A 25,638-nucleotide genomic window follows, 5' to 3' on the forward strand; every position below is an offset into this window, starting at 1 on the left:
TGTTCCAGTACCATTCGCACAGCCCGCTCACGAACTTCCGGCGAGTACCTCGGGGACTTCTTCTTCGTGTTTTCCATAGCTCCATTTTCTCAAGAAGTGGAGTCTCCGGAAAACCCGGGGCGCTTCACTGCCTGACAATGCGGCCTACTTGACACGTGAGCAGATCAAGCAAGCTGAAGCCGCAGCTGCCGTCTGGAAAACAGGAAAAGACGTCGAACTCGCACCGGAACCGCCGGGATACGTCGGACTGGGTGGGGGCAAGTGAGCTTCTTTCGATCAAGAGCGCGAAGGACCGTTGTCCAAGGCCTAGCAGCCGACCGAATGGTCCTTGGCAGGCGGAGCTCAATGGCATCTCCTGGCCGATTGGGTTAAGTCGCCGACGGTCGTTTATGGGCACTCCGGTTGACAGAAACTGAACTTAGTTGACTGACCGGTGTGGAGAAGGTCATCTGACAGGAGTGGGTCGCGTGCGGCCGATCGCCGTCAGGCGACTCGAACGGGTCGTGTCCTGCGGAACCGCCCCAAGGCAGGACCCGGCCACCAACGCCATTCAACACTGTCGCCACGAGGTCATTCGAGCGGCAATCTCACTCTTGGAGCGGACCTTCACGGATGCGAAAATCCCCCGCAGCCCGCACATACGCGCTGCGCGCGTGCGGATTACGGATCGCCGAAGCGCGGGTGGCCGGCCCGGTCATCCGCTACAACCTAGGGGCGCTAGCTGAGCTCTGCCAATCCAGCAGCGGAAAGCTCGCAATTCACCATTTTCTGCCCGCGAATGACCGTTGTACGGCCGGCGAAGCAGCGTAAACTGGGTGACGACAACGGGTTGCGCCGACCGGCGCCCCTCCCCTCGGCCGCCTGAAATCGGCCAGTGTTTGCCGGTGGCCTAGCGTGAGGCAGCATGGACCCAAATGAGGCAGGGCGCATTTTGCAAGGTTCGATCGAACTGTATGGAGCGTTGACTGGCAACTGTATCCGTGCCGCGATCGCGCTTGACGAGGCGGACCTCCTCTACACGGTCAGGCGGAGCAACCTGGCTGCGGGCGAACAGCGCAGCGAGCAACATCGCGTCCTGAATGCCTTCGGCAAGGTTCCGGTACTTGTCGAGTACCGGAACGGCGGCAATTTCGTGTTGACGCAGTCGAATGCCATCATGCTGTTTGCGGCCGAGCGCTCCAAGAACAAGCTCCTGCCCGCCGATCCGGTGGCACGCGCCAAGGTCTATGAGCGCTTTTTCTATTTTCTGACTGAGGTGATCGCGGTAAGTCACAGTGCATTCCGGCTTGAGCAAACCGGCGCGAGCGCCCAGGCCTCGCACATCCATGAACTAGCAAGAGCTGCACTCATCGAAGCGGAGCAATTCCTGGCGTCGACGGCATTCATGGCTGGCGATGCGTTTTCGCTTGCCGACATTGCGGCGTTCACCATCGCCCGTGCGCTCAGCGGCAATATTCAGTGGCCAGATCACCCGGCCCTGATGCGGTGGTTTCAGGCTGTCGCGCAGCGTCCTGCCGTAGTGAAGGGACTGCAGGCCTTCGAATAGGATGCTCTTCCGCCTCGTCTTGCTGCGCGCATCGCAATAAAAGCGCCGCAGCGGCTACTTTCTCCGCCTGAAATCCGACGGCAGCCGCTAGGCGGGTCCGTGCCCTCTCGTGCTCCTGCAGTTCCAAGACCGCGATCCCGCAGGTTTCTTTCTTGACTTCTGTTTAGATGTTACCTACCATCTAAATAAGATGGTTAGCGACCACGCAAAAACGACACGGAGCAAGCTGATGCGCAAGTCCAAGGTTGAAGCAGCGGATACCCGCCGCCGCATTGTCGAGGCCGCAGCGCGAGAGTTCCGGCTCCACGGCATCCAGGCGACGGGATTGAACGACGTGATGTTGCCGTTAGGCCTCACGCAGGGTGGGTTTTATCGGCATTTTTCGTCGAAGGATCAATTGGTCGCAGAAGCGTGTTTGCAGTCGATGACCGAGGTCATCGACGGGCTCGAGGCCGCCGCGCGAGATAGCGATGCGGACAGCGGACTTTCCGCTGTCGTAAATGCCTATGTCTCTGAGGACCACCGCGACACGCAGACAGGCGGGTGTCCGCTGGCAGCGATGGGGAGCGAACTCGCCAGGGCTGATGAGCAGACGCGGGCAGCCGCCGCGCAAGGTTTTGAAGAGCTGGTCGATGTACTGGCGAAGCGTATGGGCGGTCAGCCGCCAAAGGCCGCCAGGTCGTCCGCTGTGTTCGCAGTGGCGGCCATGATTGGGGCCGTAACGATGTCAAGAGTCGTTGAAGATTCCGACGCTTCAACGGCGATTCTGGAGGATGTGAAGCAGCACCTCAGGGCGATTTAAACCTGTCGGACACATTCACAGATTGGAGCAACTCATGGAACAGCGTAAAAATCTCATCACTGGCGCCACCGGGAAGACCGGGGTCCACGAGCTTCGCATCGAGAAAGCAGGTCAGTCCATCTACGTGAAAGACTATCCCGGTGCGGAGCCGGCAATGGTCATGGTTCATGGCTTTCCAGACAACCATCGAATTTATGACGAGTTGGCGCCCATCCTTTCCGAGCGCGGCCAACGTGTCATCACGTTTGATTTCCTAGGCTTTGGAGATTCGGAAAAATCAGGCACCTTCCAGTATTCATTTGACCAGCAGGAATCCGATCTTGCGGCGGTCGCCGACGCATTGCACCTGAAGTCCTTCATTCCAGTGGCACATGACGCAGGTGGCCCGGCGGTGATCAACTACGCACGCAAGCACCAAGACCGTGTCAGCGCGATCGTCCTGCTCAACACCTACTACGCCGATACGCCGACCCTGAAGCTGCCGCAGTTGATCCGACTGAGTTCTACTGGATGGCTCAAGCCCGCCGCCGAAGCAGTCATGAGCAACACGACTCTACGGAACTGGCTGTTGAGCTACCAGGCCAACCAATTCGTGGCGGATGCGCCTGAAAAAATCCGAACAAAATTGAAGAGCAGTTTGCTACCGATGATCGAAGACAACTTCGAAAAACTCGATTCGATCCGTGGATTTAACTTGATGACCGGAGACCTGAACAAGAACGTTGAGGAGAACCGCAAAGCAGTGGACAAACTGGCAAGCCTCGAAATGCCCGTGACCCTGATTTGGGGTGAAGGCGATCCGTTCCTAAACGTAGGTGTTGCCAAAGACTTAGCCAAACAGTTCAAGCACGCCGAACTTCACCTTCTGCCGCTTAACCACTGGCCTCAAGTTGATGACCCGAAAGCAGTTGCCGACATTCTTTCGCCTGGGGCGGCGGTTAGCCATTGAACCCCGTCAGGTTGGAGTTTCAAAATGTCCAAGCCACTCGTTGTTTTCGTCACAGGGGTTTCCTCAGGGATTGGCCGAGCCACAGCGAAGCAATTCGCCGACCGCGAGCATATGGTCTTTGGCTCTGTACCGCAGGACTACGCGAACTGGACACAGATTCCTGCCAGCGCCCTATATGGGCCTCTACTCGGCAACTAAACACTCCATCGAAGGGATGTCGGAGAGCCTGGACCATGAGACCCGACAGTTTGGCGTGCGAGTGGTCCTGGTCGAGCCTTCGTGCACCCGGACGAATCGTGAACTGAATGCCCCGAAGGCAGCGGGGCTCTTGACCGCATATGACACCGAGCGTCGCGCGGCAACAAGCTCTGTGGCAAACCACGTCAACACGGCCTCAGATCCAAGGCTCGTCGCCGATGCTACGGCAGATTGAATACTGCGCGTGACTGCACCTCGGTCTAACCTGTTTCTCACCAACGGCCTCTCATCGAGTGGAAAGTCCGATGGCGGCGCACGACCGCTACGGCAGAGCATTTGCCGTCCGGGCCGACGACTTGACGGGCCGTAATACCTTGGAAGCGGCCTTCCGCCTGTCGCGACCGCGTATGACCGCTCGGGGTCGGTTTGGTGCATTCCCCGGCGCGGCGGCGGCGGCCGGGAGCCAGCGTTGGCCGGCTGGCAGGACCCGGCCACTTTCTGCCGCCGAAGGCGTGCAGTCGTCACTCGAACGGCCGACGTACTCTGAAACTCGGCAGATGCGCGACGCGCGCTCGTCGGTCACGGCTAACAAATGTGCTTTGACGCTGGCATGCCTGCTTACGGCTTGACTGTCCTATCAGGACCAGCCTGCGCCATGACGATGCGTGATGTATTCACCGCAAACTGCCAATATTTTTTTGACGTCGGCTTTGCGATAGTCAAGACGGTTCAGGGCCAAGATCATTTGAATTAAACTCGCTTCATCGTCGAACGGCGGCAAGCCGACAAACTGTTCAGCCGCGGCGACCGAAAGCCGCGACAACTCAGAGCGTTCCCGGGCACCGCAATTGCCATCATTAGCCGAGAGCCAAAGCAGTACAGATTCGCAGACATCCGCTGCTTCAAGCCATTGCCCCGTGCTTGCTCGCGCGATGAGTTGAGCAACCACTAGATACCCTAGCAGTTCCGTTCGCGCTTCATCGTCCAGATTGTAGTGCTGAAGCCGCATTTCCATTGCGCCGTTTTCTGTCGCGTCACTTCGATGAAGCCTTCGACAGCCGGACGGAGTTATCAAACTGATAATTTACCCGCCTTTTCCCTGAACAACGGGAGACCTGCGACCGTCCCCAACCGGTGCCCAACCGAACGACTGCCTCCCTTGGCGTGCAGTCATTGCCGCCGCGAGACATCAGAAGTCCGCTCAGGCCGGGTACGGCCGACCGCACGGGCGGCGGTCGGCCATGACCGGCCGGTCGACGTACCTGCACGAATCGCTGACAATTTGGCTACTTCACATACCGGAAGGCTAGCGATGAAATGTCGGATATGTGGGCGGTCACTCGACCAGCCCGACGACCCCTTGTCGATGAACTGCGGCGGCGACTGCTGGGGCTGCGTCGGTGAGATTGAGGCCGATCTGGGCAACGTGGAATCGATGGAACAGGTCCGAAAAGAACACATTCGCGGGCTTCGCCCGGAATGGATAGACCCGGATAAGTGGCCGGCACCAGCCCTCTTTTTCAGGTCAGTGTCGGCCAGGCTTGACGACCCTCCAAACACTACGTTCAACGGACGCGAATTACCTATGCGGATTTGGGCACCGACACGGACATCTCTTGATGGCCGAGGCGCAAGCCAAGGCACGACCTGGAAAGTCGAGATTGAACAGCTTAACGACGGAAGCTTTCTGCTGATGCGGTACGAATCCACAGAAGAGGCATCTCCGACCTCCGATCATTGGTATGCCACGCTCGAGGAGGCATACGACGAGTGCGATCGCATTTATGGCATTGGTCGCGGCGATTGGCTTCAACGGTGACTGCGTGCGGGCCGTGATGCTCGATCGCGGGACACAGATCGGGCCATCAGCGGCCGTTCGAGGCTGTCGTCCAGTTTGGCTAGCAGATGTCTTGCGCGCCTTCCCTCAATGGCCGGTTTCCGGCGAGCGAGTTACGCAGGGCGCTGCCTCAACCCGGCCAGAAACGGTCGTTCGACACCGACTCGAAGTTCGTACACAATTCGTGAAGTCGTCCCCTTGCTAACAGATGCCCATCACTATGAAGTTGAGACCCCGATTGAGCACATGCTTCGTGGAGTCTCGATGTCGTCAGGACGGGCGCCCGGGTTTATTCCACGACGCCCGCAATAGGTGAACGTAAACGGCAGCCGGAGGCACTCCATGCAGGAAGAGAAAATACGTGAAGCCCTGAATGCGCACTGGCAAGCGTCGGCGGCCGGCGATCTCGACGCAGAACACGATATTTACGATGACGATGCCATCTGTGACTATCCCCAGTCGGGTGAACGAATCCTCGGGCGAATGAATTTGCAGGCACTGCGGAGTCATCATCCAGGCAAGCCAGCAGGTTTCGATGTCAGGCGAATTCAAGGAGAAGGTAATCTATGGATCACGGAATACTCCATCACCTATAACGGGCGGCCGGCTTACACGGTAAGCATCATGGAGTTCCGCAACGGGAAGGTCATGCACGAGACCCAGTACTTTTCAGATCCCTTTGAAGCGCCGCGTTGGCGGAGTCAATGGGTTCAGCAGATCGCATGACAATGCATTGCGGGGATATAAGCACAATCACTTAATGGTCGCCTCGCTGGAATTTGGCTTCCTCGAATTCGCAGTTCAGCGAATCCTTGCGGAGACGTCGGACAACACGGCGGCGATAAGGCTCTGCAAAACGGTTGGAAAGCGTGTTCAATCAGAACGCGTCAATGATCGACGCTTCAAGGGCCGCGAGTGCACCACGACAGTATTGGCCATCGCGCGGAACGAGTGGGGGCCAATCGGGCTCTGCTCAAACCGCACTGGGCGTCGTTTGTCGCCAATCTGAATGGCCGCTGTGGGGGATTGTGAGTGTCGCCTCCGGGTCGGGTATTGCGCGGCGGCGCCGGGTGCAAACTGATTCTCCCGTCCTTCGAAAGGAGATTCGTCATGGAAGCCACCATCAACCCGGGCGTCGGCCGTGTACCGCGGAACAAGGACAAGCTGACGGGGCAGAAGCTGCCACTGAAGCTGAGGGAGATTTGGGGAATCCGTATCCGCCTGCAGCTTGCTGGAAGAGCGCGCGAGCTCGCGCTGTTCAACCTCGCGATCGACAGCAAGTTGAGAGCGTGCGATCTAACGAAATTGCGAGTGAGGGATATCTGTCTTGGCTCGCGTGTGGCACCAAGGGCGACCGTAATGCAGCAGAAGACCCAGCGGCCGGTCCAGTTTGAAATCACTGAACAGACCCGGGAGAGCGCCGCTGCGTGGATTCGAGAGGCGGGACCGTCGTCGAGCGACTATCTCTTCCCAAGCCGCATTCACGGCTCAGCCCAACTTTCGACGCGCCAGTACGCCCGCCTTGTCCATCGCTGGATACGGTCGATCGGGCTCGACGATACAGCTTACGGAACGCATTCAATGCGTCGAACGAAAGCGTCGCTGATTTACCGGCGCACAAAGAACCTGCGCGCGATACAGTTGCTGCTCGGTCACGCAAAGCTCGAGAGTACCGTTCGATACCTTGGCATTGAGGTCGACGACGCTCTCGAGATGGCGAAACAGACAGAGGTTTGAACGACAGGCGGCCGGACGGCACTCGGGCGCTGTCCGGTCACCTTCGGCCATTCGACATCAGTGCGTAGATCGTTGACAATTTCGATGTCGTCCTTCGAAATCGACTACCAAAGTGAATAGAATGGTCGGGGCTCTCCTGACGGTGGCCCTCGTTTCATGGGGAATATGCATTGCATACCCGATCAACGGTATCCATTTCGGCTGGATCGGAACTCTCGTCGGATCAGCGGGCGGCTTAATCGCGACGCTATCAAGCTATCGAACGGAAGAAAAGGTCCATGGACGTTTCGGGGGCGACATATACAAGTCCGAATCACCGATCAAATTCCTCCTCGCTTACGTCTTGGTCGGCTCGCTCCTCGTCGCTTTCGCGGTTGTAAGCATCTTCGGCTGTATGGGGCGACTGGGGCGGTAAGTCGCAAATCTCCCGGATTTCTCTACCGGCTTTACTCGATTTTTCTTGTACTCGACGCGCGTCGTTGATTGTAGAGTCTGCGTCGCTGTCAGGGCGCGGCCGAGGGTGTGTCAAAACGTGCGGCTTCGACGTCGGGCGCAAAAGTCGACCCATCAGAATGCTCTGTACCGGCTTCGTTGCACTTGGGGAGGGGTAAAGTGACATCCGAAAGCCGGGTAATTTCGAGTTTTGACACACCCTCGGCCAGTTTCGGACATTCGGCGTTTCAACCAGAATCGTCGACAATCGGCGATCTTATCCGACTGACGAACAAGAATAAAATTCGATCCGATTCGAGTGCGGGAAGTCTCCGATAACGCTGTGAGGCGGGCTCTGAGCACTGAATTCGACGAGTCCCGGCCAATGGGAAACGTGGCCGCAAGCACGCTCGGTGAGGTAGTACGCGCGTGGCTCGTCGGTTATGCACAGCAAATCGCGCCAGTGACTGCGCGCGCCAATCATTGGCTTGATGTAGCGATAACGCGTCAATGTATCGTGATGGCATGCAACCGTCCCGCGAAGTGAAGCACCAGCGCAGCTTGTCAACGCGGGACATCAGCACACGTCGGGTGGCCTTTTCCGCTTCGGATTGTGCGTGTATGCCCTTGATGATCTGCTTGAGATACGTCACTCTCATTGATATATGGAACGAGTCCAGAACAGGGGTAGGAGAAAACGATAATCGACAAGCGATTGAGTGGAGGCATTTGGCACCATCGGTTATGACCGACGGTTTCGTTTGATTGCTTCCGGTTGTGGCCTTCACGAGGGTGGTGAACCGGTCCAAGGCTCACTGAAGGCCTGCAACGGTCGCAAGGACGCGTTGGCGACAGCGAGACGAGTCGCTCACGACCGCTGAGGTGCGAACGGCCGGAGAGTGCCGTGAAGCCGACCGACCTAAGCCATCACCTGAACGTCAGCTATGGCCGAATTCTGCGCGTAGCTCATCCGTCCGGTTGTGGAGTAATGCAGCCAGCGCGACGGGAGGTTCCCCGGTGCAGTGCGAGACGGCTTGGGACCGCCTGACGGCCTTCGTCTGCTGCGACCTCGCGTGCCGACTGGTCGCGGTTGACTTTCACCGGCGCGACAGTGTGTGACTGCAGTCCCGACGACGACGTTCAGTGTCGCGACCGGGTCCAGCGACACCAGTCGTGGTGATCAAGGTTGCGCAGCAGATCGGCACCGCGCCGTTGACGGCTGTAGTGCGCAATCACGCCACACGCCGCCATCACCAGCACGATCGGGCCCATAGCCCCATACCCAACCAAAATTGGTCCACGTCGGCCTCCTCAGATACACCCGGATTGCCACCCCGCCAGCGAAGACGGCTCGACAGACGACTATAGTTCGTCTCAACAGAATGTCGGTGCACCAGTCAACCTGCACGTGCAAACGCACGCAGTACGGCGTCGCCACGCGCCGTCACGCGAGGAAACCGCAGTCCCGGCCCAGCTGGCTCATTCGCAATCAATTGCAATTCGCGGAGTGTGCCAAGCTCTGCCCGATCCGAATCGATCCGCTCAGGCGCATCTTTCGACAGCAACAATGTGGCCAATTCGTGCGGGCTCAACATGTCGTTTACCTCGCGGCGAGAACGAAGAACGGGTGACCAGATCCGGCTACGGCTGCATTGGCAGCACGCGAAACCAGACCTGGCAGATTTTGTCGCCTATCGGCTTGACGAGCGACGTGCGCGAGGCGGACTTCGGCGTTCCGAAGGATCAAGGGTCGGCTTTGCGACGCGCTCGAGAATGTCACGGACCATTTCGCGCCCTTTGGAATCACGAGCATGTCGGCGGCGGTCAGGTTCTGGTTCCACGAAATGCCGACCGGCACACCGGTCTGCGCGAGCGCATGCAAACGTCCGTTCCAGAACATGCCGATCGGCGCTTCGCCCGATGCGAGCAGTTGCTGCGACTGCGCGCCGCCGCTCCACCAGACGATGTCGCTCTTGATCGTGTCGAGCTTCTTGAACGCGCGGTCGAGATCGAGCGGATAGAGTTTGTTCGGCGGCACGCCGTCGGCGAGCAGCGCGATTTCCAGCACGCCCGGTGCCGACCACTTGTAGAACGTGCGCTTGCCGGGGAATTTCTTGGTGTCGAACAGATCCGCCGCACGTCTGCGGCTGTGCGCCCGTGTACTTCGACTTGTTGTAGCCGAGCACGAACGAGTAATAGAAGCTGCCTACCGCGTCCGGCGTCGCGAAGCGCGGGTCCAGTTCGTCCTTCTTCACGACCGAGTAGTCGATCGGCTCGATCAGGCCGGCCTTTTGCGCGGCGTACGCGAAGTCGCCCTCCACATCGACGACGTCCCAGCTCACGTTGCCGCTATCGACCATTGCCTTTAGCTTGCCGTAGTCGGTTCGGGCCATCCATCAATACGGTGATACCGCTCGCCTGCGTGAACGGCTGCGCCCAGTTCTTCTGTTGCGACGATTGCGTGGTGCCGCCCCAGCTCGTGAAGACGATCGGGTCGGCGGCGAGTGCGGGCGCTGCCGCGAGCGTCATCAAGCACGCAGCAGTCAGCGGCGCTGCAAACACAATCCATTTACTGCTCATGTCGATCTCCAGAAACGTTTAAGGGACGTACAGCGCCGCGGTAACGGTGCAGTAGACGATGATCACAGGACCATGAATCCCGTCTTCTGAGATGATGGAATGCCAAGAAATTAGAAAAAATAAAAGCCGCCGGGACCTTTCAGGCCGCTCCCGAACCGTGCGCCAACGCAATCAGCAGCAGGATCAGAAGGATCAACGCCACGCTTTTCCAGAAGGTCACCGGACTGCGCTCGATAAATGGCAGCCTCGCTGCCGTTGGCGTTTCGCCGCCGCCCGCGGCGAATCGGTCCAGCTCGGCACAGAGCTCGAGCGCATCCTGATAGCGACGCTCCGGATCGGCCTGCATCGCCTTCTCGAGCACGAGGTCAAGCCATGCTGGCAGGTCGGGTCGGTGATGCTGCAACGGAACCCGGCTATTGAAGCCGTACGGCGAGCGTCCGCCGCTGAACATGCGATACAGGGTGACGCCGAACGCAAGGACCTCGGAGCGCGCATCGCCCTTCCCGCCTTTGAGAAGCTCGGGCGCCATGTAGGCGGGCGTGCCCGGCGCAATAGACGGCCCCGGCGCGAGCAGGCCGGGCATGTAGGCAAAGCCGAGGTCCAGCAGCCTCACGCTGCCGTCGGGCAACACCAGCACGTTCTCGGGTTTGATGTCGCGATGGAAGATGCCCTGGCGATTCAGCGCGTGGATCGCGCGGCCGAGCTGACGCGCGATCGCGAGGCCGCGCGTCAGCGACATCAGTGCCGGCGTCATCAAGGTTTCGAGCGGCAAGCCGTCGAGGAACGGCATCACGACATAGAGGCGGGTCTGGCGCGCGGGATCGATCGCGCTCGGCGCAAGTACGTTCTCGCTGTCAATCTTCCCCGCGAGCCACCGTTCCCGGACGATCGACTGGCGCACGTTGGCGTCTTCGTCGACGCGCGGCTTCGGGAACTTGAGCGCGAGCCGCTTTTGCGGGTCGGCAAGGTCGTGGCCGATGAAGATCCGCGAGTAATGTCCGTCGCTCAGTACCGTGGTCAGCGCATAGCCGTCGATCACCTCGCCACACGCGGGAACCGCGAGAATCGGCAGGTCGCCGAGCACGCCTTCGAGATAGCGATAGTCGAGGTCCGGCACCTTGCGCACGTCGACCACGACCGCCGAGACGTCGTCGGTCGAGCCGCGCGAGCGCGCCATCTGGACGAGCCGTTCAGCCACCGCGGCCGCGGACGCCTGCGCCGACAGCACGGCCCGCAACTCGCGCCACGGTGTGCGTCGATAGAGCCCGTCGGAGCACAGCAGCAGGCGGTCACCTTCCTTTAGCGCCCAGCTCTCGATGCGTGTCACCAGCGCACTCTGCATGCCGACCGCATGCGCGACGAAGGCGCCGAACGGCACGTCGATGACGTCGTCGCCGCCGAGTTGCGACACTTCGCCATCGCGCAGCTGATAAAGCCGCACGTCCCCCGCGCCGACGAGCCAGGCCGTGGCGCCCCTGATCACGAGCGCCGCAAAGCACGCCGCCATCTGACTGAGCGCCGCGTCGCTGCGGCCGATCTGGTGCAGCCAGCGGTGAATCGCATCGAGCGCGCGCGACGCCGCGGCTTCGGGCGCCAGCGTGTGAGGCGGCGCATAGTAGCCGTCGATGAAGCTTCGCACGGCGAGCTCGGCCGCCACGCGCCCTCCCCGGCCGCCGCTCATGCCGTCAGCCAGCGCGACTACGCTCCCCCGCGCCGAGCGTTGCATCAGATCCCCGAGCATGATGCCGACGTAGTCCTCGTTGCGCCCGCTGCGGCCCGGCTCGGAAACAAAGGCGATGTCGAGCTCAGGAGATTCGCCGCGCTCGGGCCGCAGTGTCATGCACGCTGCTTCGATGGCATTCGCGAGGGGTGTGTCGGTCATTTCCTGTCGAAGATCGCAGCTTCGCTCGATTCGAGATCATGCTCGATCTTATCGAGAACCTGCGGCGCACGCTTCTTCAGCATCGCGAGCCAGCCGAGGCCGAACAGCATGTAGGCCGCGAACAGATAAGGCAGGATGTTGTACGGCCAGTCCGGAACCGGATAGACGCTGCCGAAGAACCCGCCGATCATCGCCACGGCGCCGAGGATGCCCACCACCAGATTGGCAAGCTTGAGCTGCCCCTGCTTCTTCAGGTAGAGCGGCGCGGACACCGAGATCAGGAAGTAGGCCACGATGAAGCCGAATGTCGCGAACGTGCTCGTATAGCCGAACGTATTCAACGCGCCCGTGCCCAGCAACGCGAGATTCACGGCCAGCGAGAGGAGCGCGGCAAAGGCCACCGCATAGTGCGGCGTCTGATGCTTGGTGTGCACCATGCCCATCGAGCGGTGCACGAACTGATAGCGGCCCATCGAGAACAGCAGCCGGCTCGCGGCATTGATCGAGGCCAGCACGCAGGCGAACGCGCTCACCGACGCGATCAGATAGAACAGCGGCGCCAGCGCCGGTGCACCGAGTCCGCTCAGCAGCGTCTGCAGTGGTGCGGTATCGGCGCCGAGCTTGCTCACGTTGCCGCCGTAGGCGACGACCATCGAGTAGGCGACGAACATGAAGAAGGCGCCGGCCAGCACCATGCTCCAGATGATGGCGCGAGGAATCGCCTTCAGCGGGTCCCTGGTTTCCTTGCCGAGCGACGCGGCGCTCTCGAAGCCGACGAACGAGAAGATGCCGAGCACCATCGCCTCCGCCATCCCTTTGGGCGTCGTGCCCTGCAGCGACAGCTGCGCATGATCGACGATGCGCTCGGGATGCTGATAGAAGACCACCAGCAGCACGCCGCCGACGATCGTGATCGAGGCGGCCTCGATCGCGAGGCTCAGGCGCGAAGACAGCTTGATGTCGCGCGACGACAGGAACCAGGCCAACCCCGCGCTCACCACATAGATCAGCCAGGTCGGCACGGCGATGCCGAACGGCGTGAACGCGTTCTGCACGAAGATGGCTTCGCCGGCGAGCACGCCCATCGCCGTACCGGTGTAGGCGGCAATCAGCCCCCATCCGGCGATGCCGCCCGCCATTGGCCCGAGCGAGCGCGAGATGAAGATGAAGAACGATCCGGCCGCGGCGAACCGGCTGGCCAGCACGGCGATGTTGAGACTGACGAACATGAGCCCGAGCGTCGACAGCCCGTAGACCAGCCAGCTGCCCGCACCCGCGAGTGCCGCGACGGCCACGACGTTGATCGACGGCGTTAGAGTCGGAGAGATGTTGGCGAGAGACTGGCCGATCGTCTCCATGAAGCCCAGGCTCGACGATCGAAGATCGGCGGACTGCGAAGGAACAGCGGTAGGTTGCGGTGTTGCGCTCATGCTGGGCTCTCCTGCTTACGTTGGTGGTTCAGTAATTCGCTAGTCCTGGTATCCACGAGGTGCCGGCGAGCGGCACGCGCGCCATCGCGGCCGCCTCCACCGTCAGCGCCACGAGATCCTCCGGCTCCAGGTGATGCACGTTCTGCTTGCCGCAGGCGCGTGCGATCGTCGTCAGTTCCATGTTCAGCGTCTTCAGGTAGTTGCGTACCCGGCGCGAGCCTTCCTCCGGCTGCACGCGCTGCTCGAGCATGGCGTCCTGGGTCGTCACGCCGACCGGGCACTTGCCCGTGTGGCAGTGGTGGCAAAAACCCGGCGACGTGTTGAGCGCCGCGTAATCGGCGGTGGCCGAATGCAGCGCGCCATCCTTGAAATAGGTGTCGCTGTTGCAGCCGAGCGCCATCAGCACGCCCTGCCCGATCGCCACGGCATCGGCGCCGAGCGCGAGCGCCTTCGCCACGTCGGCCCCGGTGCGGATGCCGCCCGACACGATTAGCTGCACCTGCCCTTTCATGTTCAGGTCCTCGAGCGCGTCGACGGCCTGCCGCACCGCGGCGAGCGTCGGAATGCCGACGTTCTCGATGAAGCACGTTTGCGTCGCCGCGGTGCCGCCCTGCATCCCATCGATCACCACCACATCCGCGCCGGCATGCACCGCCAGCTTCACGTCGTTGAACGTGCGGGTCGCGCCGACCTTCACGTAGATCGGCTTTTCCCAATCGGTGATTTCGCGCAACTCCTGAATCTTGATCGCGAGGTCATCGGGGCCGGTCCAGTCCGGATGACGGCTCGCCGAACGCTGGTCCACGCCCGCGGGCAGCGTGCGCATCGCGGCGACCCGCGGGTTCACTTTCTGGCCCAGCAGCATCCCCCCGCCGCCCGGCTTCGCGCCCTGGCCAATCACGATTTCGATCGCATCGGCGCGGCGCACGTCGTCGGGGTTGAAGCCATAGCGCGACGGCAGGCACTGGTAGACCAGCGTCTTCGACGAACGACGTTCTTCCTGCGTCATGCCACCGTCGCCCGTCGTCGTCGAGGTGCCGGCCGCCGTCGCCGCACGTCCCAGCGCTTCCTTCACGTTCGCCGAGAGCGCGCCGAAGCTCATACCCGCAATCGTGATCGGGATGTCGAGCACGACGGGTTTGCTCGCAAAGCGTGTGCCAAGCACCGTTTTGGTGACGCACTTCTCGCGATACCCTTCGAGCGGATAGCGCGACAGCGACGCGCCGAGGAACAGCAGATCGTCGAAGTGCGGCACGCGCCGCTTGGCGCCAAGGCCGCGGATTTCATAGAGACCGCGCTGCGCGGCCATGTGGATGTAGTCGATCGTCTTGCGGTCGTAGCCTTGCGACTCTTCCTGCTGCAAGCGGGCGAAATGAACGGGCTTTTCCATGGGGACCTTCTCGATGATCTTGGGTGTTCAATATTCCTGGTCCGCGTCGGCGTTCCAGTGGTAGAGCGTGCGAGCCGAGGCGATGCGTTTGAACGCGCGCGGATCGTGCTGCAGTCCGGCCGCATCGAGCAGCGCGGCGACGGCCATGACGTCCGCATCGCTCATCGGCTCGAACTGCGCGTCCGCGCCGAGCGATTTCACTTCACCCTTCACATACAGCACCGCTTCGTAGAGCGAGTCGCCGAGCGCGTCGCCCGCATCGCCGCAGATCACCATGCGGCCCGCTTGCGCCATGAACGCCGAGAAGCTGCCCACCGATCCGCCGACGACGATGTCGCCCCCCTTCAGCGAAATCCCGCAACGCAGGCCCGCGTCGCCGTGGATGACGAGCAGCCCGCCATGCGCCGAAGCACCCGCGCCGTTCGACGCAAAGCCCTTCACGTGCACCTTGCCACTCATCATGTTTTCGGCGACCCCGGTGCCCGCGCTGCCCTCGATGACGATCTTCGCGTGCTGGTTCATGCCGCCCGCGTAGTAGCCGGCATGGCCCTCGATCGTGATGCTGACGTCGGCATCGACGCCGACCGCGATGTTGTGCGCGCCGTTGGGCGAACTCACCGTGATGCGCTGACCGGTAAGCTCAGCGGCATCGCCGTGCAGGTACTGGTTCAGCGCCCTGACCGGCGAGCGTTCAAGGTCGAATGTCACGCTTTCCATACATACATCTCCTCAGGTGCGGGTTCGAAGACCTTCGCATTCTTGATGTCGGGCAGATGCGCGAGCGAACGGAACTCCGAGGCAATCGCCACGTACTCGTCGTTCTCCGCGACCACGGCGGGCTTGCAGGCGAACGGATCGCGGATCAGCGCGAGCTCGGTCGTCGTGCCCATCAGAAAGGTGTAGAAGCCGTCGAGCTCTTCGAAGCCTTTTTGCAGCGCGTCCGGCAACGTGTCGCCTTCGCGCAGGCGCCATTCGAGAAAGCGGCAGGCCGCTTCCGTATCGTTGTCGGTATCGAAGTGAATGCCCTCGGGTTCGAGCTTGCGCCGCACGCCGTGCGCATTCGACAGCGAGCCGTTGTGCACTAGGCAGAAGTCCTCGCCCGCCGTGAACGGATGCGCGCGATCCGGCGTGACCGCCGATTCGGTCGCCATCCGCGTATGCCCGACCAGATGCGAGCCCTTCAGGTCCGCGAAGCCGTAGCGTTGAGCAACCTGCGCGGGCGAGCCGATGTCCTTGTAGAGGTCGATCGAGCGGCCCGCGGACAGCAGATAGAGCTTCGGATAATGCTCGCCGAGCCAGCGCTTCACGTTCTCGACGCTGCCTTGCAGCGTCAGCACGGCATGATTGCCCTTCGCTTCGATGCGCGGCGTGACATCCATCGCGGCGTTCAACGCGTCGACGAGCGGTTGCCAGGCGAAACGCTCGCCTTCGTCGGTGAAGCCCGAGTAGAGGCTGAGCTTGCGCTGGTGCGCATCGACCGCCGTGCCGAACACGGCCAGCCCGGCCGAGTCGGGGCCGCGCTCGGTCATGCCGATCAGCATCGGCACCATCAGTTCGCCGAGCCGTTCACGTAGTGCCGGCGTCTTGACCAGCAGCCCTACGATTCCACACATAGTGCGTCTCCTTAGAAAAATTCGAGGTAGCTCTTCAGCTCCCAATCCGATACGTGGCGCATGTATTCGAGCCATTCCATGCGCTTCAACTTGAGGAATTCATCGGCGACCGGGCCGAGCGCATCGCAGATCAGGCGGTCCGCTTCGAGCGCGTCGAGCGCCTGTTCGAGGTTCTGCGGCAGCACGCCGATGCCGTGCTCGCGCAATTGCCGCGGTGTCCAGTCGTAGAGGTTTTCGTTGGCGGGGGCGCCCGGCGACAATTCGCGCTCGATGCCGTCGAGCCCGGCCGCGATCACGGCGGCGGTCGCCAGATACGGATTGCACGAGCCGTCCGGCAGGCGCAGTTCGATGCGCTCGCCCGGCATGCGCACCATCGTCGACCGATTGTTGTCGCCGTAGCTGATATAGGCAGGCGCCCAGGTCGCGCCCGTCAGAGAACGGCCCACTACCAGCCGCTTGTACGAGTTGACGGTGGGATTGCACAGCGCCGCGAGCGCCGGCGCATGGGCGAGCAAGCCGGCCGTGAACTGGTAGCCGAGCTTCGAGAGGCCCATGCCGAGCGGATCGCCCTTGTCGGCGAACAGATTGCGCTCGCCGTCGCCGATCGACATGTGCATGTGCATGCCGTTGCCGGGACGATTCGCAAACGGCTTGGCCATGAACGAGCAAATCATGCCGAGCTCGTTGGCGATCTCGGACGCGGCCATCTTGAAGAACACGTAGTGGTCGCATGAAGTCAGGCAATCCGTGTACGTGTAGTTGATCTCGAACTGGCCGTTCGCATCCTCGTGGTCGATCTGATAGACGTCGATGCCGACCGCGCGCATCGATTCGGTGAGCTTTTCCAGGAACACGCGGGTGCGCGAGAGGCCTTTGTAGTCGTAGCACGGTTTCGCGAGCGTATCGCTCGGATCGCATGGCTCGAGCAGGCCCGACGCCGAGCGGCGCAGCAGCGAGAACTCGGGTTCGAGCCCCGTGTAGAGCGTCCAGCCGCGCCCGGTCATGCGCGCGACCTGTTTCTTCAGCGTCACGCGCGAATCGAACTGCCAGGGCTTGCCGTCGACATGGCCATCGCACGCGATGCGCGCAATGCCGGGCTGCCAGGGCACCGGCGTGAGCGTCGACAGATCGCCGACAGCCATGAAGTCCGGCCCGTTCGGCTCGATCCCGACACCCCAGATCGCAAAGCCGGCGAAACCCGCCCCCGCGGTGAGCACGCTTTTCAGATGCGCGACCGGCACCGACTTTGCCTTCGCCACGCCGTGAATATCGACGAACTGCGCCAGCACGTATTTCACGCCCTGTTGCGTGAGCCAGGCCTGCGCGTCTTGTGCCGTGTCGAAGCGCGGCACGCTCCCGAGCTCGTTGACGGTGACCGGCAGCTTGCTCGCATCGTTCAGGTTCATTGCCACTCCTTGCAACAATTTATTAACATGCAAAAATATTTCCCACCAGGAAACTCTGCGCGCACGCGTTCCCGCTTTCAAGGCCCGCTTCAAAGGCCCGCTTCAAAGGCCGGCAAACCAGTGCGATCTGCTAACCTTGCTTCCTTTTTCCGAGGTCATCCATGCAAACCGCGGACGACAACAAATCACCGCTCGAACGCCATCTCGGCACGACGATCCGCGAGCTGCGCCAGTCTCACGAACTGACCATCGCGCAGGTCGCCGAGCAGGCCGGCATCAGCCGCGGAATGCTCTCGAAGATCGAGAACGCGCAAACCTCGGCCGGGCTCGACGTGCTCCACCGCATCGCCATGGCGCTCGGCGTGTCGATGTCGGCGCTGTTTCGCAACTTCGACGTCCCGCAAGGCGGCGCCCAACTGGTCAAGAAAGGCGCCGGCATGGAGGTCGTCCGCAAGGGCACGCAGCGCGGCCACACCTACCATCTGCTCGCGTACGATCAGGGCCCGCGCAAGCTCTTCGAACCGTTCCTCATCACGATGGACGACGAGTCGGAGCGTTTCCCCGTCTTCGAGCACCCGGGCACCGAGTTCATCCACATGCTCAAGGGCGTGATCGAATACCGCCACGGCCAGCAAACCTACATCCTGCATCCCGGCGACACGCTCACGTTCCGCGGCGATATCCCGCATGGCCCAGAACGCCTGATCAAGACGCCGATCCAGTTTCTTTCGATCTTCGTCTACGCTCAGTCCGCCGCCGAGTGAGCGGCCTCCACCTCGGCTCCGACCTCGCGGCCGCATTCCGGGCAACTGTCCCACTGTCATGCAACGTCCGTGCCATGTTTATCAGTGAGAATCAAAAGTTCCTGTCAATAAACACTGGCGGCGCACCGCGGTCTTGCCCCCTCTCCCGGCTTCTCCTGCTTCTGCTTGCCTGCGGTGCGCCCGAATCGTGAATGCGGTGCAAAGCTGCACTGAAACGGCCAGGCGGGTTACGACGGTGTATCAACACAACTTATAAAGTCGCCAAGGCGCGCAGCACGTCCTCGATCATTGCGCGCAATACCGGCTGCACGCGTGCCGCACGTACCTCGTCATAGGCAAACGGCGCGCGCTCGCTCATGTAGGTCGACTGGCACATCTCGAGCTGGAGCGCGTGCACACCGTCGTGCGGCGCGCCGAAGTGACGCGTGATATAGCCGCCCTTGAAGCGTCCGTTCGCGACCCAGCTGAACGAGCTCGCTGCGGCGGCGGCAACGGCGGCTGCCTGCAAGGCGGGTGCAGCCGTGCGGCCGTCCTGCGTGCCGAGGTTCAGGTCCGGCAGCTTGCCGTCGAACAGGCGCGGCAGCACGCTCGCGATCGAATGCGCCTCCCACAGCACGACGTGAGCGTGACGCTCGCGCAGACGCGCGAGTTCCGCGCGCAGCCGGTCGTGATAAGGCTGCCAGTAGTCCGTCACGCGCCGCGCTTTGTCCTGCGCGTTAGGCTCGCAGCCAGCGCGGTAGACCGGCTCGCCGCGAAACGTCTCAGCCGGGCACAGGCCGGTCATAGTTTGCCCCGGATACAGGCTCTCGTCGTTCGGCGGCCGGTTCAGGTCGATCACATAGCGCGACAGCTTCGCGCCAAGCACCGTCGCTCCCAATTCCGCGGCGAAATCGTACAGACGGTCGAGATGCCAGTCGGTATCGGCAACCGTGAGCGCCTGTTCCGTATAGAGCGGCTGAAGTTCGGCGGGAATCCGGCTGCCCAGATGTGGAATCGAGATCAGCAGCGGCGCCTCGCCGCTTTGCAACGTATATAGATCGTCCAAAGACGTTCTCCATGAAAACGACGCGACTAGAGCAATGCGTCGGCGGGAAGCTGCGGCAACGCACGCGCCAGCGCCGGCTGGATCGAGCGATCGATGACCGTGCGCGTCAAGGTGACGATTTCGCTCGCGAAATCGTCCCACTCGCCCTGCCGGTGCAGCAGGAAGAAATCGCGCCGTCCGAGCCGCCCGGACGGCAGCGGCAACACCGCGATCTCGTCGAGATAGTGCCGTGCTTGCCACAGGCACAGCGGCGTCGAGATCGCAAAGCCGAGCCGGGCCGCCACCAGACTCAGCAGCGGATCGGTCGCGTCGAATTCGTAGCGGCGCGGACTGTCAATGCCGAGATGCCGCGCGAAGCGCTCGACCTGCTGGCCGATCACCGAGCGCGCCGTATAGCGAATCAGCGGCAGCTCCGTCTTGAGCGTGCGCCAGTCGAGCGGCGCACGGCCGGCGAGATGGCTGCGCGCGACGACCGCGACGAACGCTTCCGAAAAGAGCGGCACTTCGACGATGCGCGCATCGTTCAGCGTCGTCTGCGTGCAGACGGCGAGATCGAGTTCCCGCTCGTGCAGCTGCTTCGACAGCCCCGGCGTGAGACCCGACCACAACGCGATCTGCCGGGCCGAATTCGACACCGCGCGAATCAGCTCCGGCCCGACCGTGGCCGCGAACGAATCGACACAACCAAGCCGCACAGGCAGCGTGCCCGCGTGCGACGCGTCGCCGATGCGCGTGCTGACCATCTGCGCATGCTCGAGCAGCGGCCCCGCGAGCTCGAGCAAGGCGCGCCCGGCAATATTGGGCCGCGGCGGCCGGCTCTCGCGGTCGAACAGCGTCATGCCCTGATCGCGCTCGAGCGCCGAGACCGCCTGGCTGATCGCACTCTGGCTCACGCCCAACTGCCTGGCCGCGCCCGTCATCGAGCCGGTCTCGCACACGGCGATGAAGGCCTGCAGCGCGCGCAGATCGATTGGCGGTTGAGTTCGTCTCATCATGACTCCAGTGTCCGCGGCGCCCAGCGCATGTCGCGCGACGATGTCGAATGCTGCTTGCTCAAAATTCGCCCACGCTCATGATGAGCAATGTCGGACCCACGCCATAAGTTTGCCTAATACAAAATTCCCCCGCGTTTCGGCTTTCTAGAATCCGTTCCATCGCCCCTACAGGAAAATCGGAACGCTCCCATGAGCCACTATGACTTCATCGTGATCGGCGCCGGCGTGATCGGCGCCTCGGTCGCGCACCATCTCGCCGCCGCCGGCGCGAAAAGCGTGCTGGTCCTCGAGCGCGACACGATCGGCGCCGGCACGACTTCGCAATCATCCGGCCTGCTGCGCACGCACTATTCGGTTCGCCAGAACGTCGAGCTCGCGCGCTCGTCGTGGTCGGCGTTCAACCACTTCGCCGAGTATGTCGGCGACGACGAAGCGTCGTGCGGGCTCGTCAAATGCGGCTACCTGATCTGCGCGCCCGAAGGCGACAAGCTCGAACCACTGCGCGCGTCGCTCGCCGCGCAGCAGGAGATGGGCATCGAAGTGCAATTGATGAACCGCGCCGAAGCGCGCGAGCGCCTGCCGATCGCGCAGTTCGACGACGCGGCGCTGATCGGATTCGAGCCCGAGGCCGGCTTCGCCGACGCCTATCTCGTCGCGACCAGCTTCGCCAGGTCGGCGCGCCGCCGCGGCGCGAAGATCATGGAAGGCGTGAGCGTGACGGGCGTGATCCGCGAAGGTCGCCGCGTGACCGGCGTCGAGACGAGCGCGGGCCGCTTCAGCTGCGGCACCCTCGTCAGCACGCAGAACATCTGGACGCCCGAGCTGGCCGCCTGGATCGGCGTGCCGCTGCCTGTGAAACCCGAGCGCCACACGGTGCTCGCCCTCGAATGCGAGACGGGGGCATACACCTTCGGCATGCCGGCGTTCAAGGACCTCGGTTCGCCCGGCATGCTCTATTTTCGCAGCTACGGCGGCAGCCAGATGCTGGTGTCCGAAGGCGTGGTCGGCGAAACGCTCAACGCGCCGGAGACCGAGCAGGGCGAGATCTCCCTCGACTATGTCGTCGAAGTCGGCGCGCAGGTCGCCGAGCGGTTTCCCGCCTACGAGACGGCGGGGCTCGCGTCGTCGTGGACGGGCGTCTACGACGTCACGCCCGACTGGAATCCGGTGCTCGGCGGTGTCGGCGATGTCGAGGGACTGGTGGTCGGCTTCGGCTTCTCCGGACACGGCTTCAAGCTCTCGCCGGGCATCGGCAGGCTGCTCGCGCAGCATGCGCTCGGTCAGCCGACCGATGTGTCGCTCGCGCCCTATGCGCTCGAGCGCTTCTCGACGGGCGCGCTGCTGGTCGGCAAATACGGCTCGGGCGCGGTGTCCTGATTCATGGAGACGATCATGTCCATCAAGGTTCTCGTCCCCGTCAAGCGCGTGGTCGATCCGAACGTGCGCGTGCGAGTCGGCGCCGGCGGCGCGATCGACACGAACGGCCTGAAGATGTCGCTCAATCCCTTCGACGAGTGCGCGCTGGAAAAAGCGTTGCAACTGAAGGAAGCGGGACACGCCTCGCAGGTGACCGTCATCACCTGCGGGCAGGCCAATAGCCAGGACGTGCTGCGCACGGCGCTCGCGATGGGCGCGGACAACGCGGTCCTGCTCGATACGGGCGCGGCTGCGACATCGCAGGACTCGCTGGACTCGCTGGCTGTCGCGCGCCTGCTGCGCGCGTATCTGTCGGCGCACGGCGATGCATTCGGCCTCGTGATCTGCGGCAAGCAGGCCATCGACGACGATACGGGCGGCGTCGCCGCGATGCTCGCGGGCCTGCTCGACTGGCCGCAGGCGCTCGACGCGAGCGCCATCGTCGCCCACGGCTCCGGCTGGCGCGTGACCTGCGGCGACGACTCGGGCACCGCGACATGGCAGCTCGACGGCGCGGCGGTCGTCAGCGCGGACCTGCGCCTGGCCGAGCCTCGGCGCGTGAGCTTGCCGAACATCGTGAAGGCCAGGCAGAAGCCTCTCGCGACCCTCGACGCGGCCACGCTCGGCGGCACGCTCACGCCGCAAAGCCGGATCGTCGAGCTGCGCGATCCGCCCGCGCGGCAGGCGGGCGTGAAGGTCGCGAATACCGCGGCTTTGCTCGATGCGCTCGCGGCGCATCGCGTGTTCGACCGCGCAGGAGCCATCGTATGAAAACTCTGGTACTGGCTGAATCGGATCACGGCTCGATCAGCGACGCCACGTTGCGCGTAATCGGCGCTGTCTCTCAGCGAGGCGCGCCGCTCGACGTGCTTACGTTCGATGCCGAGACCGCCAACGAGGCCGCGCAGATCCCCGGCGTAGCACGCGTGCTGAGCAGCCGCTACGACGGCGTGGCGACGCCGGAAAGTCTCGCCGCTCAATTGCGCAGCGTGTGCACCGGCTATTCGCTGATTGCCGCCGCCCATCGGCCGCTGGCGCGCGGCGCGTTTCCGCGCGCGGCCGCGTTGACCGGCAGCGCGTTCGTGCCTGACGCGCTCGGACTCGCGAACGATGGCTGTTTCGTGCGTGGGCTGTATGCGGGCAGCGTGCTGGCGACCGTGGCAAGCGAAACGGCGCTCACGTTCGCGACGTTTCGCGCGTCGTCGTTTGCGCCGGTCGAACGTGCGGGCGGGAACGCGTCGATCGTGACGCTCGATGCCGTGCCTGCGTTTGAAAAGACAAGCCTCGTGGAACGACAGGCGGCGCAGCAAACGGGCCACGATCTATCGACTGCGCGCGTCGTCGTGGCAGGCGGCCGGGGCCTCGCGTCGCAAGAAAACATGGCGCGGCTCGGCACCCTGGCCGAGCGCATCGGCGCCGCTCTCGGCGCCTCGCGCGCCGCCGTCGATGCCGGTTACGCGCCCAACGCCGCACAGGTCGGACAGACCGGCAAAACGGTCGCGCCCGATGCTTACCTGGCCTTCGGCATCTCCGGCGCGATTCAGCATCTGGCCGGCATGAAGGACTCGAAGCTCATCGTCGCCGTCAATAAGGACCCCGACGCACCGATCTTTTCCGTCGCCGACATCGGGTTCGTCGGCGATTTGTTCGAGACGATGCGCGACCTGGAAGCGTACGTCGGCGCACGGGGCACCTCATGACGGACTTCACGCATCCGGATCAACGCGGCGCCCCGCTCCGTGCCTCGGCGAGCTTCGGGAAGCCACCCTCGCAGCACTCGATTCATTTCTTCGACTGCGCGCAACTCGCGCCCGAAACGTGGGCGAACGGCGGCGGCATCACGCGCACCATCGCCAAACGCGCGAGCGACGATGGCGGCATCGAGTGGCGCGTCAGCCTCGCCGCACTGAATGGTCCCGCCAGGTTCTCGCAATTTCCGGGACTCGATCGCACGCTGCTGTTGCTCGATGACGGCGCGCTCGATCTGCATTCGCAGGATGGCGCGTGGTTCGCGCGCCCGGGACAGCCCGTGCAGTTTTCCGGCGATCTGCTGATCTGGGCGAGCGTGCGCGCCCGACCGGTCGAGGTACTGAACGTGATGACGCGGCGCGGCGCTTGCCAGGCCCGCGTCAATGTCGCCTCGCACTCGCTGCGGATCACCGCAGCTTCGACGCAGCTCGTCTTGTGCGTCGAAGGACAATGGGGCGTGACGAGCGCGCTGCTCAACGGCGTGTCGCTGCAGCCGATGACAGGCATCTGGATCGACGGACGACGCGAGGAAATCGACCGCAGCGCCGTTTATGGCGGCGCACTGAATCTCGACGGCGTGCTGCGCATCCAGGTCACTCACGCCGGCAAGGATTCGACGCTCGGCAAGATCATCGCGCTGATGCAGCATGCGGAGCAGGCGAAACCGCCCGTCACGCAGGTACTCGAGCGGCATATGGGCGCGTATCTCGCGCTCGTCCTGCTGATCGCCGCGATCGTCTGGTTCACGTCCGCCAATGCATCGGCGATGCTCGCGGTCATCGTGGCCGCGTGCCCGTGCGCGCTGGTGCTCGCCGCGCCGTCCACGGCCATTGCCGGGATCGCGGTCGGCGCGCGGCACGGCATTCTGTTTCGCAATGCCGCGTTCCTCGACAAGATCGCCGAGGTCGATTCGCTCGTGATCGACAAGACGGGCACGCTCACCCGCGCGGAATTGCAGGTCCGGCAGGTGTGGCCGCAGCCCGGTGTCGACGCCGCGCAGGCGCGTGCGCTGGCCGCGCGGCTCGGCGAAAGCAGCGCGCATCCTGCGAGCCGCGCGCTCGTCCGTGATGCCGTTGCGTCCGGCCTCACGAGCGCCGATGTTGCGCCGTTCGAACGCACGCGGGAATTGCGCGGGCTCGGCGTCATCGCCGACACGCCGGCCGGCACGGCGGTACTCGGCCGGCCCACACTGCTGGCCGACCATGCCGGTGACTTGCCGCCGGCGCCTGACGGTTTCGACGGGCCGCTCGTCGGACTCGTGCTCGGCGGGCGGCTGCTCGCGTGGTTCGGTTTTGCCGACACGTTGCGGCCCGACGCGCGCGAAGCGCTCGCCGAGCTGCGAACGCTGGGCCTCGCGCGGCAGACGCTGCTGACGGGCGACCTCGAGCGCGTCGCCGGCAAAGTCGCGGCCGAGACGGGTATCGAGACGGTGGTCGCGCAGGCGCTGCCGCACGACAAGCTCGATTACGTGATGCGCGAGATCGGGGCGGGCCTGCATCCGCTCGTCGTCGGCGACGGGCTGAACGACGTGCTGGCGATCAAGGCCGGCTCGACGAGCATCGCGATGGGCGAGCGCGGCGTCGACATTGCGATCGCGTCGGCCGACATCGTGCTGCTGGGCGACGATCTGCGGCGGATTCCGACCTGCATCCGCCTCGGCCGGCAATGCCGGCGCACGGCGACGACCAATGCGGCGATCGGCCTCGCGTGGACGCTCGCGGTGATCGCGCTCGCCGCGACCGGCATGCTCGGCGCAGTGTGGGCAGCGATCCTGCACAACGTCGGCACGTTCATCGTGATCGCCAACGCGGGCCGTCTGCTGCGGATCGACGACTCCGCTAGCTCGGCGTTCGCTCCTTAGCTTCTG

21 protein-coding genes and 3 pseudogenes are annotated in these 25,638 nt (G+C 63.2%); 12 read left to right on the top strand and 12 right to left on the bottom strand.

All coding sequences use genetic code 11. From position 1 onward, the window contains the following. The first annotated feature begins 904 nt into the window (after nt 1–904). The 4 genes and pseudogenes from VSR82_RS33155 to VSR82_RS33170 all read left to right on the top strand — a co-directional run. On the top strand, nt 905–1,546 hold the full coding sequence (locus VSR82_RS33155; protein WP_498858438.1) for a glutathione S-transferase family protein: 642 nt from the start codon (nt 905–907) through the stop codon (nt 1,544–1,546). A 229-nt stretch (nt 1,547–1,775) separates the two neighbouring features. Next, nucleotides 1,776–2,348 carry a TetR/AcrR family transcriptional regulator gene (locus tag VSR82_RS33160; RefSeq protein ID WP_498858439.1) on the top strand — a complete coding sequence of 191 codons (573 nt, stop codon included), beginning with the start codon at nt 1,776–1,778 and terminating at the stop codon, nt 2,346–2,348. Between the two features lie 34 nt (nt 2,349–2,382). Further along, nucleotides 2,383–3,297 (top strand): alpha/beta fold hydrolase, encoded by a 915-nt coding sequence (locus tag VSR82_RS33165; protein WP_498858440.1) that lies wholly within the window; start codon nt 2,383–2,385, stop codon nt 3,295–3,297. Nucleotides 3,298–3,454: 157 nt separating this feature from the next. Beyond that, nucleotides 3,455–3,670: pseudogene (locus tag VSR82_RS33170) on the top strand (SDR family NAD(P)-dependent oxidoreductase); the annotation flags it as partial. Between the two features lie 462 nt (nt 3,671–4,132). Here the strand turns inward: VSR82_RS33170 and VSR82_RS33175 are convergent. Then, entirely contained in the window at nt 4,133–4,510 is a 378-nt protein-coding gene (locus tag VSR82_RS33175) for a hypothetical protein (RefSeq protein ID WP_410853000.1), read from the bottom strand. A gap of 345 nt (nt 4,511–4,855) precedes the next feature. Here VSR82_RS33175 and VSR82_RS33180 point away from each other — a divergent pair, with 345 nt between their 5' ends. From VSR82_RS33180 to VSR82_RS33190, 3 genes are all read left to right on the top strand, one after another. After that, nucleotides 4,856–5,314, top strand: a complete 459-nt coding sequence (locus VSR82_RS33180; RefSeq protein WP_498858441.1) for a hypothetical protein — start codon at nt 4,856–4,858, stop codon at nt 5,312–5,314. Between the two features lie 360 nt (nt 5,315–5,674). Beyond that, entirely contained in the window at nt 5,675–6,058 is a 384-nt protein-coding gene (locus tag VSR82_RS33185) for a nuclear transport factor 2 family protein (protein ID WP_429455872.1), read from the top strand. Nucleotides 6,059–6,442: 384 nt separating this feature from the next. Beyond that, nucleotides 6,443–7,069, top strand: a complete 627-nt coding sequence (locus VSR82_RS33190; RefSeq protein WP_429455873.1) for a tyrosine-type recombinase/integrase — start codon at nt 6,443–6,445, stop codon at nt 7,067–7,069. 977 nt (nt 7,070–8,046) lie between these two features. Here the strand turns inward: VSR82_RS33190 and VSR82_RS33195 are convergent. From VSR82_RS33195 to glnT, 9 genes and pseudogenes are all read right to left on the bottom strand, one after another. Then, nucleotides 8,047–8,310 (bottom strand): annotated as a pseudogene (locus tag VSR82_RS33195) (ISKra4-like element ISBte2 family transposase); the annotation flags it as partial. 588 nt (nt 8,311–8,898) lie between these two features. Then, on the bottom strand, nt 8,899–9,096 hold the full coding sequence (locus VSR82_RS33200) for a hypothetical protein (protein ID WP_429455875.1): 198 nt from the start codon (nt 9,094–9,096) through the stop codon (nt 8,899–8,901). A gap of 191 nt (nt 9,097–9,287) precedes the next feature. After that, nucleotides 9,288–10,081, bottom strand: a pseudogene (locus VSR82_RS33205) (ABC transporter substrate-binding protein); the annotation flags it as partial. A 139-nt stretch (nt 10,082–10,220) separates the two neighbouring features. Further along, nucleotides 10,221–11,963 carry a bifunctional protein-serine/threonine kinase/phosphatase gene (locus VSR82_RS33210; protein WP_429455876.1) on the bottom strand — a complete coding sequence of 581 codons (1,743 nt, stop codon included), beginning with the start codon at nt 11,961–11,963 and terminating at the stop codon, nt 10,221–10,223. Next, nucleotides 11,960–13,393: an APC family permease gene (locus tag VSR82_RS33215; protein ID WP_368587659.1), complete on the bottom strand. Its 1,434-nt coding sequence runs from the start codon at nt 13,391–13,393 to the stop codon at nt 11,960–11,962. Before VSR82_RS33215 ends, VSR82_RS33210 begins: the two co-directional genes overlap by 4 nt. A 28-nt stretch (nt 13,394–13,421) precedes the next feature. Beyond that, nucleotides 13,422–14,783, bottom strand: a complete 1,362-nt coding sequence (locus VSR82_RS33220; RefSeq protein WP_410851826.1) for an FMN-binding glutamate synthase family protein — start codon at nt 14,781–14,783, stop codon at nt 13,422–13,424. A 27-nt stretch (nt 14,784–14,810) separates the two neighbouring features. Then, entirely contained in the window at nt 14,811–15,500 is a 690-nt protein-coding gene (locus VSR82_RS33225; RefSeq protein ID WP_410851825.1) for a GltB/FmdC/FwdC-like GXGXG domain-containing protein, read from the bottom strand. Continuing rightward, the gene (locus VSR82_RS33230) at nt 15,488–16,396 is read right to left on the bottom strand and encodes a class II glutamine amidotransferase (RefSeq protein ID WP_429455878.1); all 909 of its coding nucleotides are present in this window, start codon (nt 16,394–16,396) and stop codon (nt 15,488–15,490) included. The genes VSR82_RS33225 and VSR82_RS33230 overlap by 13 nt, the downstream gene beginning before the upstream one ends. Nucleotides 16,397–16,407: 11 nt before the next feature. Further along, nucleotides 16,408–17,802 (bottom strand): type III glutamate--ammonia ligase, encoded by a 1,395-nt coding sequence (glnT, locus tag VSR82_RS33235; RefSeq protein WP_429455879.1) that lies wholly within the window; start codon nt 17,800–17,802, stop codon nt 16,408–16,410. Nucleotides 17,803–17,963: 161 nt separating this feature from the next. Here glnT and VSR82_RS33240 point away from each other — a divergent pair, with 161 nt between their 5' ends. Beyond that, nucleotides 17,964–18,566, top strand: coding sequence for a helix-turn-helix domain-containing protein (locus tag VSR82_RS33240; protein WP_410851823.1), 603 nt, complete (start codon nt 17,964–17,966; stop codon nt 18,564–18,566). Nucleotides 18,567–18,816: 250 nt separating this feature from the next. Here the strand turns inward: VSR82_RS33240 and hutG are convergent, their stop codons facing one another. Both hutG and VSR82_RS33250 read right to left on the bottom strand, forming a co-directional pair. Continuing rightward, a complete protein-coding gene (gene hutG / locus VSR82_RS33245; protein ID WP_429455880.1) occupies nt 18,817–19,611 on the bottom strand; it encodes an N-formylglutamate deformylase in 795 nt (264 codons plus the stop codon). Between the two features lie 26 nt (nt 19,612–19,637). After that, nucleotides 19,638–20,603, bottom strand: a complete 966-nt coding sequence (locus VSR82_RS33250) for a LysR family transcriptional regulator (protein WP_429455881.1) — start codon at nt 20,601–20,603, stop codon at nt 19,638–19,640. A 192-nt stretch (nt 20,604–20,795) separates the two neighbouring features. Between VSR82_RS33250 and VSR82_RS33255 the strand changes: the two genes are divergently transcribed. From VSR82_RS33255 to VSR82_RS33270, 4 genes are read left to right on the top strand one after another with little or no spacing between them, the layout of a single operon-like run. After that, on the top strand, nt 20,796–21,983 hold the full coding sequence (locus VSR82_RS33255) for an NAD(P)/FAD-dependent oxidoreductase (protein WP_429455882.1): 1,188 nt from the start codon (nt 20,796–20,798) through the stop codon (nt 21,981–21,983). A gap of 21 nt (nt 21,984–22,004) precedes the next feature. Then, nucleotides 22,005–22,793: an electron transfer flavoprotein subunit beta/FixA family protein gene (locus VSR82_RS33260; RefSeq protein WP_429457714.1), complete on the top strand. Its 789-nt coding sequence runs from the start codon at nt 22,005–22,007 to the stop codon at nt 22,791–22,793. Further along, a complete protein-coding gene (locus tag VSR82_RS33265) occupies nt 22,790–23,722 on the top strand; it encodes an electron transfer flavoprotein subunit alpha/FixB family protein (protein WP_429455883.1) in 933 nt (310 codons plus the stop codon). Before VSR82_RS33260 ends, VSR82_RS33265 begins: the two co-directional genes overlap by 4 nt. Further along, nucleotides 23,719–25,632: a HutD family protein gene (locus VSR82_RS33270; protein WP_498858442.1), complete on the top strand. Its 1,914-nt coding sequence runs from the start codon at nt 23,719–23,721 to the stop codon at nt 25,630–25,632. Before VSR82_RS33265 ends, VSR82_RS33270 begins: the two co-directional genes overlap by 4 nt. The last annotated feature ends 6 nt before the right edge of the window (nt 25,633–25,638 follow it).

It is taken from the genome of Burkholderia sp. JPY481, assembly GCF_038900515.1.
GTDB classification, from domain to species: Bacteria; Pseudomonadota; Gammaproteobacteria; order Burkholderiales; family Burkholderiaceae; genus Paraburkholderia; species Paraburkholderia youngii.

Coding starts and splice junctions, on each gene's coding strand:
- VSR82_RS33220 (WP_410851826.1), bottom strand. CDS start 14,783: ATGGAAAAGCCCGTTCATTTCGCCCGCTTGCAGCAGGAAGAGTCGCAA.
- VSR82_RS33250 (WP_429455881.1), bottom strand. CDS start 20,603: ATGAGACGAACTCAACCGCCAATCGATCTGCGCGCGCTGCAGGCCTTC.
- VSR82_RS33240 (WP_410851823.1), top strand. CDS start 17,964: ATGCAAACCGCGGACGACAACAAATCACCGCTCGAACGCCATCTCGGC.
- VSR82_RS33160 (WP_498858439.1), top strand. CDS start 1,776: ATGCGCAAGTCCAAGGTTGAAGCAGCGGATACCCGCCGCCGCATTGTC.
- VSR82_RS33155 (WP_498858438.1), top strand. CDS start 905: ATGGACCCAAATGAGGCAGGGCGCATTTTGCAAGGTTCGATCGAACTG.
- glnT (WP_429455879.1), bottom strand. CDS start 17,802: ATGAACCTGAACGATGCGAGCAAGCTGCCGGTCACCGTCAACGAGCTC.
- VSR82_RS33230 (WP_429455878.1), bottom strand. CDS start 16,396: ATGTGTGGAATCGTAGGGCTGCTGGTCAAGACGCCGGCACTACGTGAA.
- VSR82_RS33165 (WP_498858440.1), top strand. CDS start 2,383: ATGGAACAGCGTAAAAATCTCATCACTGGCGCCACCGGGAAGACCGGG.
- VSR82_RS33265 (WP_429455883.1), top strand. CDS start 22,790: ATGAAAACTCTGGTACTGGCTGAATCGGATCACGGCTCGATCAGCGAC.
- VSR82_RS33200 (WP_429455875.1), bottom strand. CDS start 9,096: ATGTTGAGCCCGCACGAATTGGCCACATTGTTGCTGTCGAAAGATGCG.
- VSR82_RS33270 (WP_498858442.1), top strand. CDS start 23,719: ATGACGGACTTCACGCATCCGGATCAACGCGGCGCCCCGCTCCGTGCC.
- VSR82_RS33225 (WP_410851825.1), bottom strand. CDS start 15,500: ATGGAAAGCGTGACATTCGACCTTGAACGCTCGCCGGTCAGGGCGCTG.
- VSR82_RS33210 (WP_429455876.1), bottom strand. CDS start 11,963: ATGACCGACACACCCCTCGCGAATGCCATCGAAGCAGCGTGCATGACA.
- VSR82_RS33190 (WP_429455873.1), top strand. CDS start 6,443: ATGGAAGCCACCATCAACCCGGGCGTCGGCCGTGTACCGCGGAACAAG.
- VSR82_RS33185 (WP_429455872.1), top strand. CDS start 5,675: ATGCAGGAAGAGAAAATACGTGAAGCCCTGAATGCGCACTGGCAAGCG.
- VSR82_RS33255 (WP_429455882.1), top strand. CDS start 20,796: ATGAGCCACTATGACTTCATCGTGATCGGCGCCGGCGTGATCGGCGCC.
- VSR82_RS33215 (WP_368587659.1), bottom strand. CDS start 13,393: ATGAGCGCAACACCGCAACCTACCGCTGTTCCTTCGCAGTCCGCCGAT.
- VSR82_RS33175 (WP_410853000.1), bottom strand. CDS start 4,510: ATGGAAATGCGGCTTCAGCACTACAATCTGGACGATGAAGCGCGAACG.